This window comes from Stutzerimonas tianxiuensis (assembly GCF_053470365.1).
Genome location: NZ_JBPVWS010000004.1, coordinates 1 through 12,496, shown reverse-complemented (window position 1 = coordinate 12,496; position 12,496 = coordinate 1). Strand labels below are relative to the sequence as shown.

Sequence of the window (12,496 nt, the reverse complement as noted above, 5' to 3'; positions counted from 1 at the left end):
TGCCGGCTTTTTCAATCGTGCTGAGCTAAGGTTCAGCGCGTACCAAACACCACCATGGTCTTTCCCTTCACGTGCACCAGCCCCTGTGACTCGAGGCTCTTGAGCACGCGACCGACCATTTCCCTCGAGCAGCCGACGATGCGGCCGATTTCCTGGCGGGTGATCTTGATCTGCATGCCGTCAGGATGGGTCATCGCATCGGGTTGCTTGCACAAGTCAAGCAATGTACGGGCGACGCGGCCGGTTACATCGAGAAACGCCAGATCACCCACCTTGCGTGTTGTGTTGCGCAAGCGTTCGGCCATCTGGCTGCCGAGTGCATAAAGAATATCGGGGTCTTGCTGGGTCAGTTCACGGAACTTGGCATAGCTCAGTTCTGCTACTTCGCATTCAGTCTTGGCGCGAACCCATGCGCTGCGTTCCTTTTCGGATCCTTCCTTCTCGAACAGTCCCATCTCTCCGAAGAAATCCCCGGAATTCAGATAGGCAATGATCATCTCGCGACCATCGTCATCCTCGATCAGGATGGTGACCGAACCTTTAACGATGAAGAAAAGCGTTTCGCTACGATCACCGGCATAGATGATGGTGCTTTTGGCGGTGTAGCGCCGACGATGGCAATGCGCGAGTAGTTTGTCGATGTTCTTGATCTTGGGCGTGAGTGTAATAGCGACCATGCTGTAGTCCCGGAAGATGTGTCCAATTAGAAGGCAGTTCTTATTATGTATGACTAAGTTCTGTTATCAGGCACAGCGAGCTTAACAGACCGGTCTGGGTCGACAACAAAACTGCGACACGAATATCAACTTTCGGGCATTCATTTCGTCGGGTTATCGCCACCGGCGTCCGCCGGTCGTCATGCTAAGCTTCGCTCCTTTTCAAACGGAGTCTATCGATGAAAGCGCGCATTCAGTGGGCTGGCGAGGCAATGTTTCTTGGCGAGTCTGGCAGTGGTCACGTCGTGGTGATGGACGGCCCGCCTGAGAATGGTGGACGAAATCTAGGCGTCCGTCCTATGGAGATGCTGTTGCTGGGGCTCGGCGGCTGCAGCAACTTCGATGTGGTAAGCATTCTGAAGAAGTCGCGTCAGGCGGTGGAAAGCTGCGAAGCCTTTCTTGAGGCGGAGCGTGCGGGGGAAGATCCCAAGGTGTTCACGAAGATTCATCTGCACTTCGTCGTCAAGGGGCGTGGGCTGAAGGAGGCTCAAGTCAAACGTGCCGTCGAACTGTCCGCTGAGAAATACTGTTCTGCCTCGATCATGCTCGGCCGTGCGGGTGTCGAGATCAGCCACGACTATGAAATCGTCGAGCTGAGCTGAACACTATCCTGGCGCACTTGGACAAGAGTCTCGTCACGGTGCATACCGATCCAGAAATCCATCCGGTCGAAGGTATCGCAACCCATCGCGTGGATATCGACGTTTCTACTTGCGACGTTAATTCAGCGCTTGAGGCTCGCAACTATATTGAATCCCCAGGTCGACACGGATATCGTCACTGTCGATTATCGAGTTCGTGGCGTTACTCGTGTGCACCATGAAATGCTGGAAGTTTTCTATGCCCGCAATATCCCGAACTAGGGTGACGGCAGTAGAAACCAGAAGGGCGCCTCTCAGGCGCCCTTCTACGTTATGCCCGTCATATCCGGTAGGTGGTCTTGGTCATCACTTTGGCCATCAGGCTCATGCCGAACTTCACCGGCGCCGGAAAGCGCAAGCCGCCTGCATCTAGGGCAGCAGTCGAATGTTGCGCTTCATCCGTGCGCATCTGTTCGAGAATAGCCCGGGACTTCTCATCCTCTTGTGGAATCTGCTCGAGATGCTCATCCAGATGCTTGCAGACCTGATCTTCCGTGGCGGCGACGAAACCCAGGCTGATGCGATCGCTGATCAAGCCCGCCGACGCACCGATGCCGAACGACAATCCGTAGAAAAGCGGATTGAGAACGCTGGTGTGGCTGCCCAACTGATGTATGCGCTGTTCGCACCAGGCCAGATGATCAATCTCTTCGTCTGCGGCGCGCTCCATCGCCTCGCGCACCCTGGGCAGTCGAGCGGTCAGCGCCTGTCCTTGGTATAGCGCCTGCGCACAGACCTCACCAGTGTGATTGATGCGCATCAGTCCGGCCACGTGTCGCGCTTCGCTTTCGCTCAGCTCGGCCTCGTTCCTCAGCACGGCGGGCGTCGGTCGCTGAGGTTGGCCGCTGAACGGTAGCAGCGTCCTTAACGCGGCATCGGCCTGCAACAGCAGGCGGTCGGCAGGAGAGTATTGGCGTTGGTTGGGCATGTCGCCTCCAGGTGGTTCGGAGCAGGCGTGAGCAGTCGGTACTGCAGTTGGGGTAGCAGATGTTTTAACCAGGTGGCCAATGCATCTGGCGCTGACCGAGCACATGCATATGGATGTGATGTACCGTCTGACCTCCAAGGTCGTTGCAGTTCATGACAACCCGAAAGCCTTCCTGACAGCCCTGCTCTTCGGCCAGACGCTGCGCGGTAAAAAGGATATGGCCAGCGAGAAGCTTGTCGTCATCCTCACTGAGGTCATGCAGGGTTGCGATGTGTTTCTTTGGAATTACCAGGAAATGCGCAGGCGCCTGGGGCGCGATGTCATTGAAGGCGATAACCTGTTCGTCTTCATAGATCTTCTGCGCGGGGAGGGTCCCGGCGACGATCTTGCAAAATAGACAATCCACGGCGTTTCTCCAGAACTGAAACAAAAAGCAGTGTAACAGGCGATTTTCGGACTGGTTAGCTGGCATGGAGCATAGCGAATGAAGAATGATATTCACGACCTTGCACTGGTACTCGAGTCAAGGTTGCGCTTGGTGCTGATCGAGTCATGGGACGAGCGTCGAGTGCTCGAGACGCTGAGTGGATTAGCTGTGAACCGGGGGATGACCCTTCATGTGTGGTCTGTAACGGAAGGTCTCCGGCATCTCGCGTTTGGCGGCGAGGCGCTGGACGCTGGCGAAAGCTGCTCGGCTGAGGTCGCATTGAGGCGAGTCAAACACGATCCGCTGGGAGGGCTGTACGTCTTCTGCGACTTGCATCCGTTTCTCGACGAGCCGCGTCTGGTGCGCTTGTTGAAGGAAATCGCAATGGGCGAAAGCGCCACCGCACCCACGCTGGTGCTGGTGTCGCATGCCCTCAAGTTGCCCCCTGAGGTCCAGCGTCATGCGGCTCGCTTCAGTCTCACCCTGCCCTCCGAAGAAGAGCTGTTGAGTATTGTGCGTAATGAGGCGACTGTCTGGAGCGAGCGTAATCGAGGCGCCCGGGTGCGGACCGACAATCGCACCCTGCAGCAGGTCGTGAAGAACCTGCGTGGACTCAGTCATGCGGAAGCGCGCAGCTTGGCGCACAGCCTGATCTGCGATGATGGCGCGATCACACAGGAAGATCTTCCAGAGCTCAACCGTAAGAAGTTCGAACTACTGGACATGCAAGGCGTGCTGGGCTTCGAATACGAAACGGAGCATTTTGCCGAGGTTGGCGGGCTTCAGAATTTCAAGCGCTGGCTGGGGCAGCGTCAGGCTGCCTTTGTTGCCGGCAGCCACTCGGACATGCCGCGCGGGGTGATGCTTGTTGGCGTGCAGGGCGGCGGGAAAAGTATGGCGGCCAAGGCGGTCGCGGGGTTCTGGGGTTTGCCGCTGCTGCGCCTGGATTTCGCGTGTTTGTACAACAAGTTCTTTGGTGAAACCGAACGCAATCTGCGCGAGGCGCTAAAACTGGCCGAACAGATGGCGCCTTGCGTCCTATGGATGGACGAGTTGGAAAAGGGGCTCGCAACGGGAGAAATGGATGGCGGCGTCAGTCAGCGCGTCCTGGGTACCTTGCTTACCTGGATGGCTGAGCGTGAAGCGCCGGTGTTCATGGTTGCGACGGCCAACGCAGTGGATCGGCTTCCGCCAGAGCTGTTACGTAAAGGGCGCTTTGACGAGTTGTTCTTTGTCGACTTGCCCGATATATCCACGCGGGCGGAAATTTTCGGAATTCATCTGGCACGGCGTGAGCTGAAAGCCGAACAGTTCGATCTAGAAGCACTTGCGGTCGCTTGCGATGGTTTCTCAGGCGCCGAGATTGAACAGGTAGTGGTTTCGGCCGTCTACGCTGGTCAGGCCCGGTCCGTTGAACCGAACCAAGACATGCTACTGGATTGTATCCGCGCGACCGCACCGCTTTCGGTGGTAATGGCCGAAAGGCTGGATGAGCTTCGTGGTTGGGCTTCGGGGCGAGCGGTATTGGCCTGACTGGCTCGCCGAATCACCCTAGCGCGCTACTGATAAGTTGGCAGGATGATGGCGGTCAGGATGCCAATGATAGGTACAAGCAGCCATAGCGCCGCGAGAAGCTTTACGGCGCTGCTGTTCGGCGGCTGCGGCGGCCCGAACCGATTCGCCCCAGTGTTGCCTGGCATCAGCAGTACCACCAGTGGAAAGAACGTGCCGACGACCGGCAGCAGATAGAGCAGCATGAGCCAGCCGGACCAGCCCAGATCATGCAACCGTTGCACGCCGATCTGGACGCTCACGAGTAGAAAACCGATGCCGAGCACGCCGGTGACAATTATGCCGAGCACTGCTGAGGCAGCGAACGTCGTGCTGGCAATCAACAATAGGCCGAGCGCCGCAGCCATCAACGCCATGGACCAGGCTAGATAGCGCAGCCGGCCGATCCTGCCTTGTGTCGTGAAAACCTTTAGTTCGCTGTACTCCGCAGTTGGCTCGCCGACCTCGGCGCGCGGTGGTGCATAGTGATGGGCAATGCTCCGGCTCTGGAGCGACGTTTCGCCCAGCTGTGCCTGGCGTGCCAGATATTTCTCGATAACGATGCCACAACTGCAGCACTCGATGGCGGTTGGCTGGGTATGGCCGCATTTGGGGCACGCCATCTGCTCAGTCTGAACGGGTGTCTCGCTCGGATTTGCGGTCGCGTAGTCAGCGATGGTCAGCGCAATACCTTTCGTTGGTTCGGCTTCCTTGCGTGCCTGGACCCCAGCACGCTGAAGCGCTTGCAGGTATCGGTCAGCTTCCGGTGCACTCAGTTCACGCTTGAGTGGGACCGAGCCATGACCGAACAGACGCTCGACTTTGCCAGCGTCGCATTTGAACAGATGGGCCAGGTTGTTCTTGGCGGTGTCGAGTGATACGCCCGGTAGGAGCTCACCTTCGAAGACGATTCGGTATTGATCAGCGCTCATCCAGCGTCCCTGTTGCCGGTTTTTCGCGCAAGCCTAATGCGCGGTAGGGAGGCCAACAAGTCTCGCCCTACAGAGTTGCTCGAGGCGTGTAGCAACTGCGAGGTGTGTCACGGTTGGCGTAGCCAACGCTGGGACAGCTGCAACGCCTGATCGTGGGCGGCACGGTATTCTCGATCCAGCCGGGCAATCAATTCTTCGCTGCTCGGCAGGTCTCTTATTTCCCCTACGCCCTGGCCTGCCGACCAGACGGTTTTCCAAGCCTTCGCCTCATCGCTGACGGGCTTGAGTTTTTCGCCGTAGTTCATTTCGCCTTTGATTCTCAGTCGATCATCATCGTAGCCGGCTTGTTGCAGGCTTTGACGCAGGAAGCTGGCGGGCACACCTGATACCGCTGCGGTGTGAACGATGTCGGCAGCATGCGCCTGCAGCAGCATTTGCTTGTATTCATCCGAGGCCTGACTTTCCCGCGTGGCAATGAAGCGCGTTCCCATGTAGGCGAGGTCCGCACCGAGTAGCTGCGCGGCGAGTATCTCGTGACCATGGTTGAGGCAGCCGGAGAGCAGCAGTGTCTTGTCGAAGAATTGGCGGATCTCGGCCACCAAGGCAAATGGACTCCAGGTGCCCGCGTGGCCGCCGGCCCCAGCAGCCACCGCTATCAATCCGTCAACTCCGGCTTCAGCCGCTTTCTCCGCATGTCGCCGTGTGGTGACATCGTGAAACACCAGCCCACCATAGCTGTGCACGGCGTCCACCACCTCTTTAACGGCGCCAAGGCTGGTGATCACAATAGGCACCCGCTGCTCGACGCATATCGCGAGATCTGCCTGAAGTCGGGGGTTGCTGTGGTGCACAATCAGGTTGACGGCATACGGGGCGGGTTTGTCAGCCACTTTCAGGTGCTGGTCTATCTCCTGCAGCCAGTCACGAAATCCGCTGCTTTCTCGTTGATTCAGTGCGGGAAAGCTGCCGACCACACCGCTGGTGCAGCATGCGGCTACCAGCGCGGGGTTCGATACCAAGAACATGGGGGCTGCGACCAAAGGTAGACGAAGGCGCTCTTCGAGGGTGGCTGGCAATGTCATGGCAGTTTCCTTGAGTCAGTTTCAAAAGGGTTTGATCACAACAAGAATGACGATAGCCAGGAGCAGCAGCACCGGAAACTCGTTGAACCAGCGGTAGAAAACATGGCTGCGCGTGTTTTCGTTACGGGCGAATCGATTGAGCTGAGCGCCACACATATGGTGATAGCCAATCAGTAACACAACCAATGCGAGCTTGGCGTGTAACCAGCCCCCGCTGAAGAGCGCAGGGTTGAGCGCAATCATGCCTATACCAAAGGCGAGCGTGGCGATCATTGAGGGGATCATGATGCCGCGATAGAGCTTGCGTTCCATGACCTGAAAGCGATCACGGCTGATCGCGTCCTCGCTCATGGCGTGATAAACGAACAATCTCGGCAGATAGAACAGCCCGGCGAACCAGCAGACGATTGCAACGATGTGCAGGGCTTTCAACCAGAGATAGAGCATTCGGAAGTTCCTTGGGTTCAGAGTCGGTCCGATAGTAGTGGCTTGAGGGCCCGCGCGTCATCTCGGTGGTTGGCCCTGAGCGCAGGCCCCTTTATCATCGACGCTCTTATCGTTCCACTGCGAGAGGCAGCTCATGGTCAAGGTCGGAATCGTTGGCGGCACAGGCTACACCGGAGTCGAGTTGCTGCGTCTGTTGGCCCAGCACCCCCAGGCGGAAGTAGCCGTGATCACTTCCCGCTCCGAAAACGGGGTCAAGGTAACGGATATGTATCCGAACCTCCGAGGTCACTATGACCAGCTGGCTTTCAGTGTCCCGGATACCGCAACACTCGGCGCCTGTGATGTGGTTTTCTTCGCCACCCCCCATGGTGTCGCACATGCGCTGGCAGCTGAGTTGCTGGAGGCAGGCACTCGCGTCATCGACCTGTCCGCGGATTTCCGCCTGCAGGATGCGGATGAATGGGCCAAATGGTACGGCCAGCCACATGGAGCTCCAGCGCTGCTACCCGAAGCGGTTTACGGTTTACCCGAGGTAAACCGTGAGCGGATCAAGGGGGCGCGGTTGATTGCTGTTCCTGGTTGTTATCCAACGGCAACCCAGCTGGGTTATCTGCCCTTGCTGGAACAGGGGCTGGCCGATACAACCCGCCTCATAGCCGATTGCAAGTCGGGCGTGAGCGGCGCCGGGCGCGCGGCGAAGATTGGATCGCTGTTTACCGAAGCGGGCGAAAGCATGATGGCCTACGCGGTTAAAGGTCATCGTCATCTGCCAGAGATCAGCCAAGGGTTGCGGCGTGCAGCCGGCGGTAACGTTAGCTTGACCTTCGTTCCTCATCTAACGCCGATGATCCGCGGCATCCATGCCACCCTGTATGCGACGGTCCTCGACACCTCGGTGGATCTCCAGGCGCTTTATGAAACTCGTTACGCGAGCGAGCCTTTCGTCGACGTGATGCCTGCCGGCAGCCATCCGGAGACCCGGAGTGTGCGTGGTGCCAACGTATGCCGTATCGCAGTCCACCGGCCACAAGGCGGGGAACTGGTGGTCGTGCTGTCAGTCATCGACAACCTTGTAAAAGGCGCATCTGGCCAGGCGCTACAGAACATGAACATCGTCTTCGGTCTGGATGAAAGGCTCGGCTTGGGCAACGCCGCTTTGCTGCCTTGACTTGGCTGCCATAGATATCGGTTGGGATAGGGCAGTGTCTTTCTCTGTTACGACGAATAGTTGACCGATTTTCTAGGATAAGCCGATAATGCCCCGTCCAAGCAGTAATGTGCGTTCACGCGCCAGGAGAACCAAATGAGTGTCGAATCCTTCACGCCCACCGCGATCCAGTTCAGTCAGGGTGCCGCGAGCAAGGTGAAGAGTCTGGTCGATGAAGAGGGCAACCCGCGGCTGAAGCTGCGTGTGTTCGTCACCGGCGGCGGCTGCTCTGGTTTTCAATATGGGTTCACCTTTGATGAGGAGCTCGCCGAAGACGACACCATCATCGAGCGTGAGGGTGTGAGTCTGGTGGTGGACCCGATGAGCTACCAGTACCTGGCCGGTGCTGAAGTGGACTATCAGGAAGGCTTGGAAGGTTCACGCTTCATCATCAAGAATCCGAACGCTACGACAACGTGTGGCTGCGGTCAGTCGTTCTCGATTTAAGGCTCGTTCTAGCAAAAGACACCGTGCCTCGGCACGGTGTTTTTGTTTCCGGGTCAGGACGGTAGTGGGGCAGTACGGCAGTCGACGCCAAGAGCTATGCCGGATAGATCGCGCCAAGGGTCCTCAACCCGCGAGCGCCTGTTACGCTTGGCCGGTTCGCGGCAATACCCTCAATGCAGCAGTGCGCCAACCAGGCGAACGCCATAGCTTCCAGCCAGTCAGGTTCGATCCCGTAATCTGCAGTGCTTGCCAGCTCGCATGCGGGCAGTAATGCTTGCAGCCTTTGCATTAGCGCAGTGTTGTGCGCACCGCCGCCGCAGATCAGTACATCTTCTGTATCAGGTTGAGCTTCAATGAGCGCTTCGCTGATGCTGCGGGCTGTCAGTTCGAGCAGCGTAGCCTGCACATCTTCAGGGGCGAGGTCGGGAAAAGATGCGAGGTGGGTGTCCAGCCAGGGCAGGTTGAATAGCTCCCGCCCGGTACTCTTTGGGCCGTGGGTAGCGAAGAAGTCGTCACTTAACAGTAGCGTCAGTAGCTGGTGATTGACCTGGCCGCTGGCTGCCCAGTTGCCGTCGCGGTCATAGGGCCGCCCTTGGTGGCGATGAATCCAGGCATCAAGGAGCACATTGCCTGGGCCGCAATCGAAGCCGCGTGTCGACGTGCCTGAACGTAGCAAGCTGACATTGCTGAAGCCGCCGATATTGAGCACCGCTCTGATCCGTTTCGCATTACTGAACATGGCCTCATGAAAGGCGGGCACCAGCGGTGCGCCTTGGCCGCCGGCAGCAATATCACGTCGACGAAAATCGGTCACTACGCTGATGCTGGTTAATTCTGCGAGGAGAGAAGGGTGCCCGATCTGGATAGAAAAGCCGCGTTGCGGCTCGTGCCGCACGGTCTGTCCGTGGCTGCCAATCGCGCGAATAGTCGAAGACGAGAGTTGCGCCTTGTCGAGTAACTTATGAACCCCAGCACTTGCGAGTTCGGCCCAAGCCTGTTCGGCAAGGGCGGCCCTGGCTAGTTCATCAGGTGCGGATGCGCAGAGATCGAGCAGATCCTGCTTGAGCTGCGCTGGCATCGGTTCGTAATGCGTTTCAAGCAAGGTCGTCCCTTGACTCTGCTCGATCAGAGCGAAATCCAGACCATCCAAACTGGTGCCTGACATTACTCCGATGTAGAGCGGCATCTATTCGCTCTTCATTGCCAGCATGGTTGCGCGCTCATCGTCCATACGCGCCATCAGCGGAGTGCTGAGCTGCAGAAAGCGCTGTTTTTCATTCTTAGCTATGGGGTCGGCCATTGGCAGTTTTAGCCCCAAGGGGTCGACATGTACGCCGTCGACCTGAAATTCATAATGCAGGTGCGGGCCAGTCGATAGGCCAGTAGTGCCGATATAACCAATGATCTGCCCTTGTTTGACAGAGGAGCCGTTGCGTACGCCTTTGGCGAATCCCTGCATATGAGCATAAAGGGTTCTGTAACGATTGCCGTGTTGGATAACAACGGTGTTGCCGTATCCACCTTTGCGGCCGGCAAGAAGGACCTTGCCGTCTCCTGCGCTCTTGATTGGCGTGCCGCGTGCGGCAGCATAATCTACGCCCTTGTGCGCGCGTATCTTGTTCAGGATGGGGTGCTTACGGCCGTTAGAAAAACGTGAACTGATGCGTGCGAAGTCGACTGGCGTACGAATGAACGCCTTGCGCATGCTCTGGCCATCAGCGGTGTAATAACTGCTGTTTCCCTGCTTGTTGGTGTAGCGAACAGCTGTATAGCTCTTGCCGCGATTGGTGAAACGGGCCGCAAGAATATTACCTGTTCCTACTCGGTCGCCAGCGACAGTCTTTTGCTCGTATATAACCTCAAATGAATCGCCTTTACGTATGTCCATGGCGAAGTCGATGTCGTATCCGAATACGTTGGCCAAATCCATCGTCAGGTTGTGACTGAGGCCTGCGCGCTTCGCAGCGAGGAACAAGCTGCTCTCTATACGACCATAGGCGTAAGCAGTACTGACGTCCGGCTTGACCTGCTCCTTCTTGAACACATACTTGGTGCCTGACCTCTCCAGCTCCACGCTTTCCAGCTTGTTCAGCTGGCTGCGTAGCCGGGCTAGGTTGCCCTGGTCGTCCAGCTCGAACTCAAGGCGCTGACCAACCTTCAGGCGGGCAAACTGTTTTGCCTCTTTGCTGCTGGCCAGGACGTCGTGCACGGTTGCTTGCGGCAGGCCAACCTTTGCAAACACAGTCGACAGCGTGTCCCCATTCGCCACTACCACTTCTTTTGACGAGGGCTCGGCTTCCTTAGCCGCTTCGGCTTTTTTCAGCTGCAATGACTGAAGTTCCGGTGCGATAGGTGTTTCGGTCGGAGCGAAGGGGCGCTCAACCGAAAGGCTGACAAGAGGTTGTTCGCTCACGGCTGCAAGTTCAGCAGCGGTATCGAGGCGCAGATCAAGAAAGGTCTTCTTGGCTTCGACTTCGCGGGATGGAAATACAAGGAGTGCCAGGCTCAGAAGCGCAGCTACACCGCTTGCAGCCAAGAGGTGGCTTTTCGGGTAGAGAGGTGCTTTCGATTTTGAATAGGTCATTAGAAAGTCTGGGATGTCTGGCGAAATTTTGTACAGAGAAAATATCTGCCTAAAATATAAGCAAAGTGGTGTCGAGGCAACCCTTGAATCCCCTGGTCGCGGCCTGGTTCGCGTTCGATAACGTTGAATTTTCCGGGCGTTCTTGTAAGGTTTACCGCCTTATCTTCTGGCGTGGGGCCTCCAATGAAGTCGGTTCAAGAGCAGTTGTCGGTGATCAAGCGGGGCGCTGACGAAGTGCTCGTCGAGGCGGAGCTGGTTAACAAGCTGGAGCGCGGTCTTCCGCTTCGAATCAAGGCCGGTTTCGACCCAACTGCGCCGGATCTCCATCTTGGTCACACCGTGCTTATAAATAAGCTGCGCCAGTTTCAGGATCTCGGACACCAGGTGGTCTTCCTCATAGGGGATTTCACCGGAATGATCGGCGATCCGAGCGGCAAGAGCGCAACGCGTCCGCCGCTGACGCGCGATCAGGTGCTTGAGAACGCGGAGACTTATAAAAGCCAAGTGTTCAAGATCCTTGACCCGGCCAAGACTGAGGTGGCCTTCAATTCCACTTGGATGGATCGTTTGACGCCGTCTGACTTCATTCGTCTGGCGTCGCAGTACACCGTGGCTCGTATGTTGGAGCGTGACGACTTCAGCAAGCGTTACTCGACCAATCAGCCTATCGCGATCCACGAGTTTCTCTATCCGTTGGTGCAGGGTTACGACTCCGTAGCGTTGAGGGCGGATGTGGAGCTAGGTGGGACGGATCAGAAGTTCAACCTGCTCATGGGCCGCGAGCTGCAGCGCTCCTATGGGCAGGAGTCGCAGTGCATCGTCACCATGCCGCTTCTGGAGGGTCTGGATGGTGTGAAGAAGATGTCTAAATCGTTGGGTAACTACGTGGGGATCCAGGAAGCGCCTGGCGTGATGTATAGCAAGCTGGTATCGATCCCGGATGCGCTGATGTGGCGGTATTTCGAGCTGTTAAGCTTTCGAGATATGGCAGAAGTCGAGGAGTTCCGCATCGATGTGTCGCGTGGTGCCAATCCTCGTGACATCAAGATCAAGCTGGCAGAAGAAATTGTCGCGCGCTTTCATGGTGAGGATGCCGCTGCCAGCGCCCATCGCTCGGCTGGCAACAGGATGAAAGAGGGTGAGTTGCCCGAGGATATTCCTGAGATTGAGCTTTGCTCGATGGAAGATATGCCGATCGCGTCGGTGTTGAATCGGGCAGGCCTGGTCAAGAATGCTGCCGTGGCCCGGGATTTGTTGGCTTCTGGTGGGGTGCGAGTCGATGGGCAGGTTGTTGATCGGGCGTTTGTCTTTCGCCTTGGTTCCGCTCACATCTGTCAGGCAGGGAAAAAGGCATTCGGGCGCGTGTCGCTTAAGGCCGAATAAAACGGTTGACGCGAGTTTCTGAGTGCCTATAATGCGCACCTTCTCCGGCGCAGGCCTTTGGCGAAACCTCTTGAAAATCAAGAAGTTAGCGAAAATAAAGGCTTGCACGGATGGCGAATTCGAGTAGAATGCGCCGGGCTGGCAGGGTGGT

General features: G+C 57.2%; 13 protein-coding genes and 1 pseudogene. 6 read left to right on the top strand and 8 right to left on the bottom strand.

Annotated elements, in window-relative coordinates; all coding sequences use genetic code 11:
• Window positions 1-32 precede the first annotated feature (32 nt).
• Window positions 33-677 carry a cAMP-activated global transcriptional regulator CRP gene (gene crp / locus ACSSNI_RS06655; protein WP_045430655.1) on the bottom strand — a complete coding sequence of 215 codons (645 nt, stop codon included), beginning with the start codon at window positions 675-677 and terminating at the stop codon, window positions 33-35.
• A 218-nt stretch (window positions 678-895) separates the two neighbouring features.
• Here crp and ACSSNI_RS06650 point away from each other — a divergent pair, with 218 nt between their 5' ends.
• Window positions 896-1,318 carry an OsmC family protein gene (locus tag ACSSNI_RS06650; RefSeq protein ID WP_102837394.1) on the top strand — a complete coding sequence of 141 codons (423 nt, stop codon included), beginning with the start codon at window positions 896-898 and terminating at the stop codon, window positions 1,316-1,318.
• Window positions 1,318-1,528, top strand: a pseudogene (locus ACSSNI_RS06645) (adenosylmethionine decarboxylase); the annotation flags it as partial. The gene ACSSNI_RS06650 and the pseudogene ACSSNI_RS06645, both read left to right, overlap by 1 nt.
• 109 nt (window positions 1,529-1,637) lie before the next feature.
• Here ACSSNI_RS06645 and coq7 read toward each other — a convergent pair.
• Both coq7 and ACSSNI_RS06635 read right to left on the bottom strand, forming a co-directional pair.
• On the bottom strand, window positions 1,638-2,285 hold the full coding sequence (gene coq7 / locus ACSSNI_RS06640; protein WP_200636426.1) for a 2-polyprenyl-3-methyl-6-methoxy-1,4-benzoquinone monooxygenase: 648 nt from the start codon (window positions 2,283-2,285) through the stop codon (window positions 1,638-1,640).
• A gap of 64 nt (window positions 2,286-2,349) precedes the next feature.
• Window positions 2,350-2,691: a histidine triad nucleotide-binding protein gene (locus ACSSNI_RS06635; RefSeq protein WP_102837397.1), complete on the bottom strand. Its 342-nt coding sequence runs from the start codon at window positions 2,689-2,691 to the stop codon at window positions 2,350-2,352.
• A gap of 78 nt (window positions 2,692-2,769) precedes the next feature.
• Here ACSSNI_RS06635 and ACSSNI_RS06630 point away from each other — a divergent pair, with 78 nt between their 5' ends.
• The gene (locus tag ACSSNI_RS06630) at window positions 2,770-4,245 is read left to right on the top strand and encodes an AAA family ATPase (RefSeq protein ID WP_200636428.1); all 1,476 of its coding nucleotides are present in this window, start codon (window positions 2,770-2,772) and stop codon (window positions 4,243-4,245) included.
• 26 nt (window positions 4,246-4,271) lie between these two features.
• On the opposite strand, the gene ACSSNI_RS06625 is transcribed toward ACSSNI_RS06630, so the two are convergent.
• The 3 genes from ACSSNI_RS06625 to hemJ all read right to left on the bottom strand — a co-directional run bounded on the left by ACSSNI_RS06625 (window position 4,272) and on the right by hemJ (window position 6,724).
• Window positions 4,272-5,195 carry a DUF805 domain-containing protein gene (locus ACSSNI_RS06625; RefSeq protein ID WP_200636430.1) on the bottom strand — a complete coding sequence of 308 codons (924 nt, stop codon included), beginning with the start codon at window positions 5,193-5,195 and terminating at the stop codon, window positions 4,272-4,274.
• A gap of 107 nt (window positions 5,196-5,302) precedes the next feature.
• Window positions 5,303-6,277 carry an NAD(P)H-dependent flavin oxidoreductase gene (locus ACSSNI_RS06620; RefSeq protein ID WP_200636432.1) on the bottom strand — a complete coding sequence of 325 codons (975 nt, stop codon included), beginning with the start codon at window positions 6,275-6,277 and terminating at the stop codon, window positions 5,303-5,305.
• A 21-nt stretch (window positions 6,278-6,298) separates the two neighbouring features.
• Complete coding sequence (hemJ, locus tag ACSSNI_RS06615; RefSeq protein WP_200636434.1) at window positions 6,299-6,724, bottom strand: protoporphyrinogen oxidase HemJ; 426 nt, start codon at window positions 6,722-6,724, stop codon at window positions 6,299-6,301.
• A gap of 133 nt (window positions 6,725-6,857) precedes the next feature.
• Here hemJ and argC point away from each other — a divergent pair, with 133 nt between their 5' ends.
• Entirely contained in the window at window positions 6,858-7,892 is a 1,035-nt protein-coding gene (gene argC, locus ACSSNI_RS06610; RefSeq protein ID WP_200636436.1) for an N-acetyl-gamma-glutamyl-phosphate reductase, read from the top strand.
• Window positions 7,893-8,027: 135 nt separating this feature from the next.
• Entirely contained in the window at window positions 8,028-8,378 is a 351-nt protein-coding gene (gene erpA / locus ACSSNI_RS06605; RefSeq protein WP_045430630.1) for an iron-sulfur cluster insertion protein ErpA, read from the top strand.
• Between the two features lie 94 nt (window positions 8,379-8,472).
• On the opposite strand, the gene ACSSNI_RS06600 is transcribed toward erpA, so the two are convergent.
• Together ACSSNI_RS06600 and ACSSNI_RS06595 are read right to left on the bottom strand one after the other, a co-directional pair.
• Entirely contained in the window at window positions 8,473-9,564 is a 1,092-nt protein-coding gene (locus tag ACSSNI_RS06600) for an anhydro-N-acetylmuramic acid kinase (RefSeq protein WP_200636437.1), read from the bottom strand.
• Window positions 9,565-10,962: a peptidoglycan DD-metalloendopeptidase family protein gene (locus ACSSNI_RS06595; RefSeq protein WP_200636438.1), complete on the bottom strand. Its 1,398-nt coding sequence runs from the start codon at window positions 10,960-10,962 to the stop codon at window positions 9,565-9,567.
• Window positions 10,963-11,145: 183 nt separating this feature from the next.
• On the opposite strand from ACSSNI_RS06595, the gene tyrS reads away from it, so the two are divergent.
• A complete protein-coding gene (tyrS, locus tag ACSSNI_RS06590) occupies window positions 11,146-12,345 on the top strand; it encodes a tyrosine--tRNA ligase (protein ID WP_200636439.1) in 1,200 nt (399 codons plus the stop codon).
• Window positions 12,346-12,496: the final 151 nt, after the last annotated feature.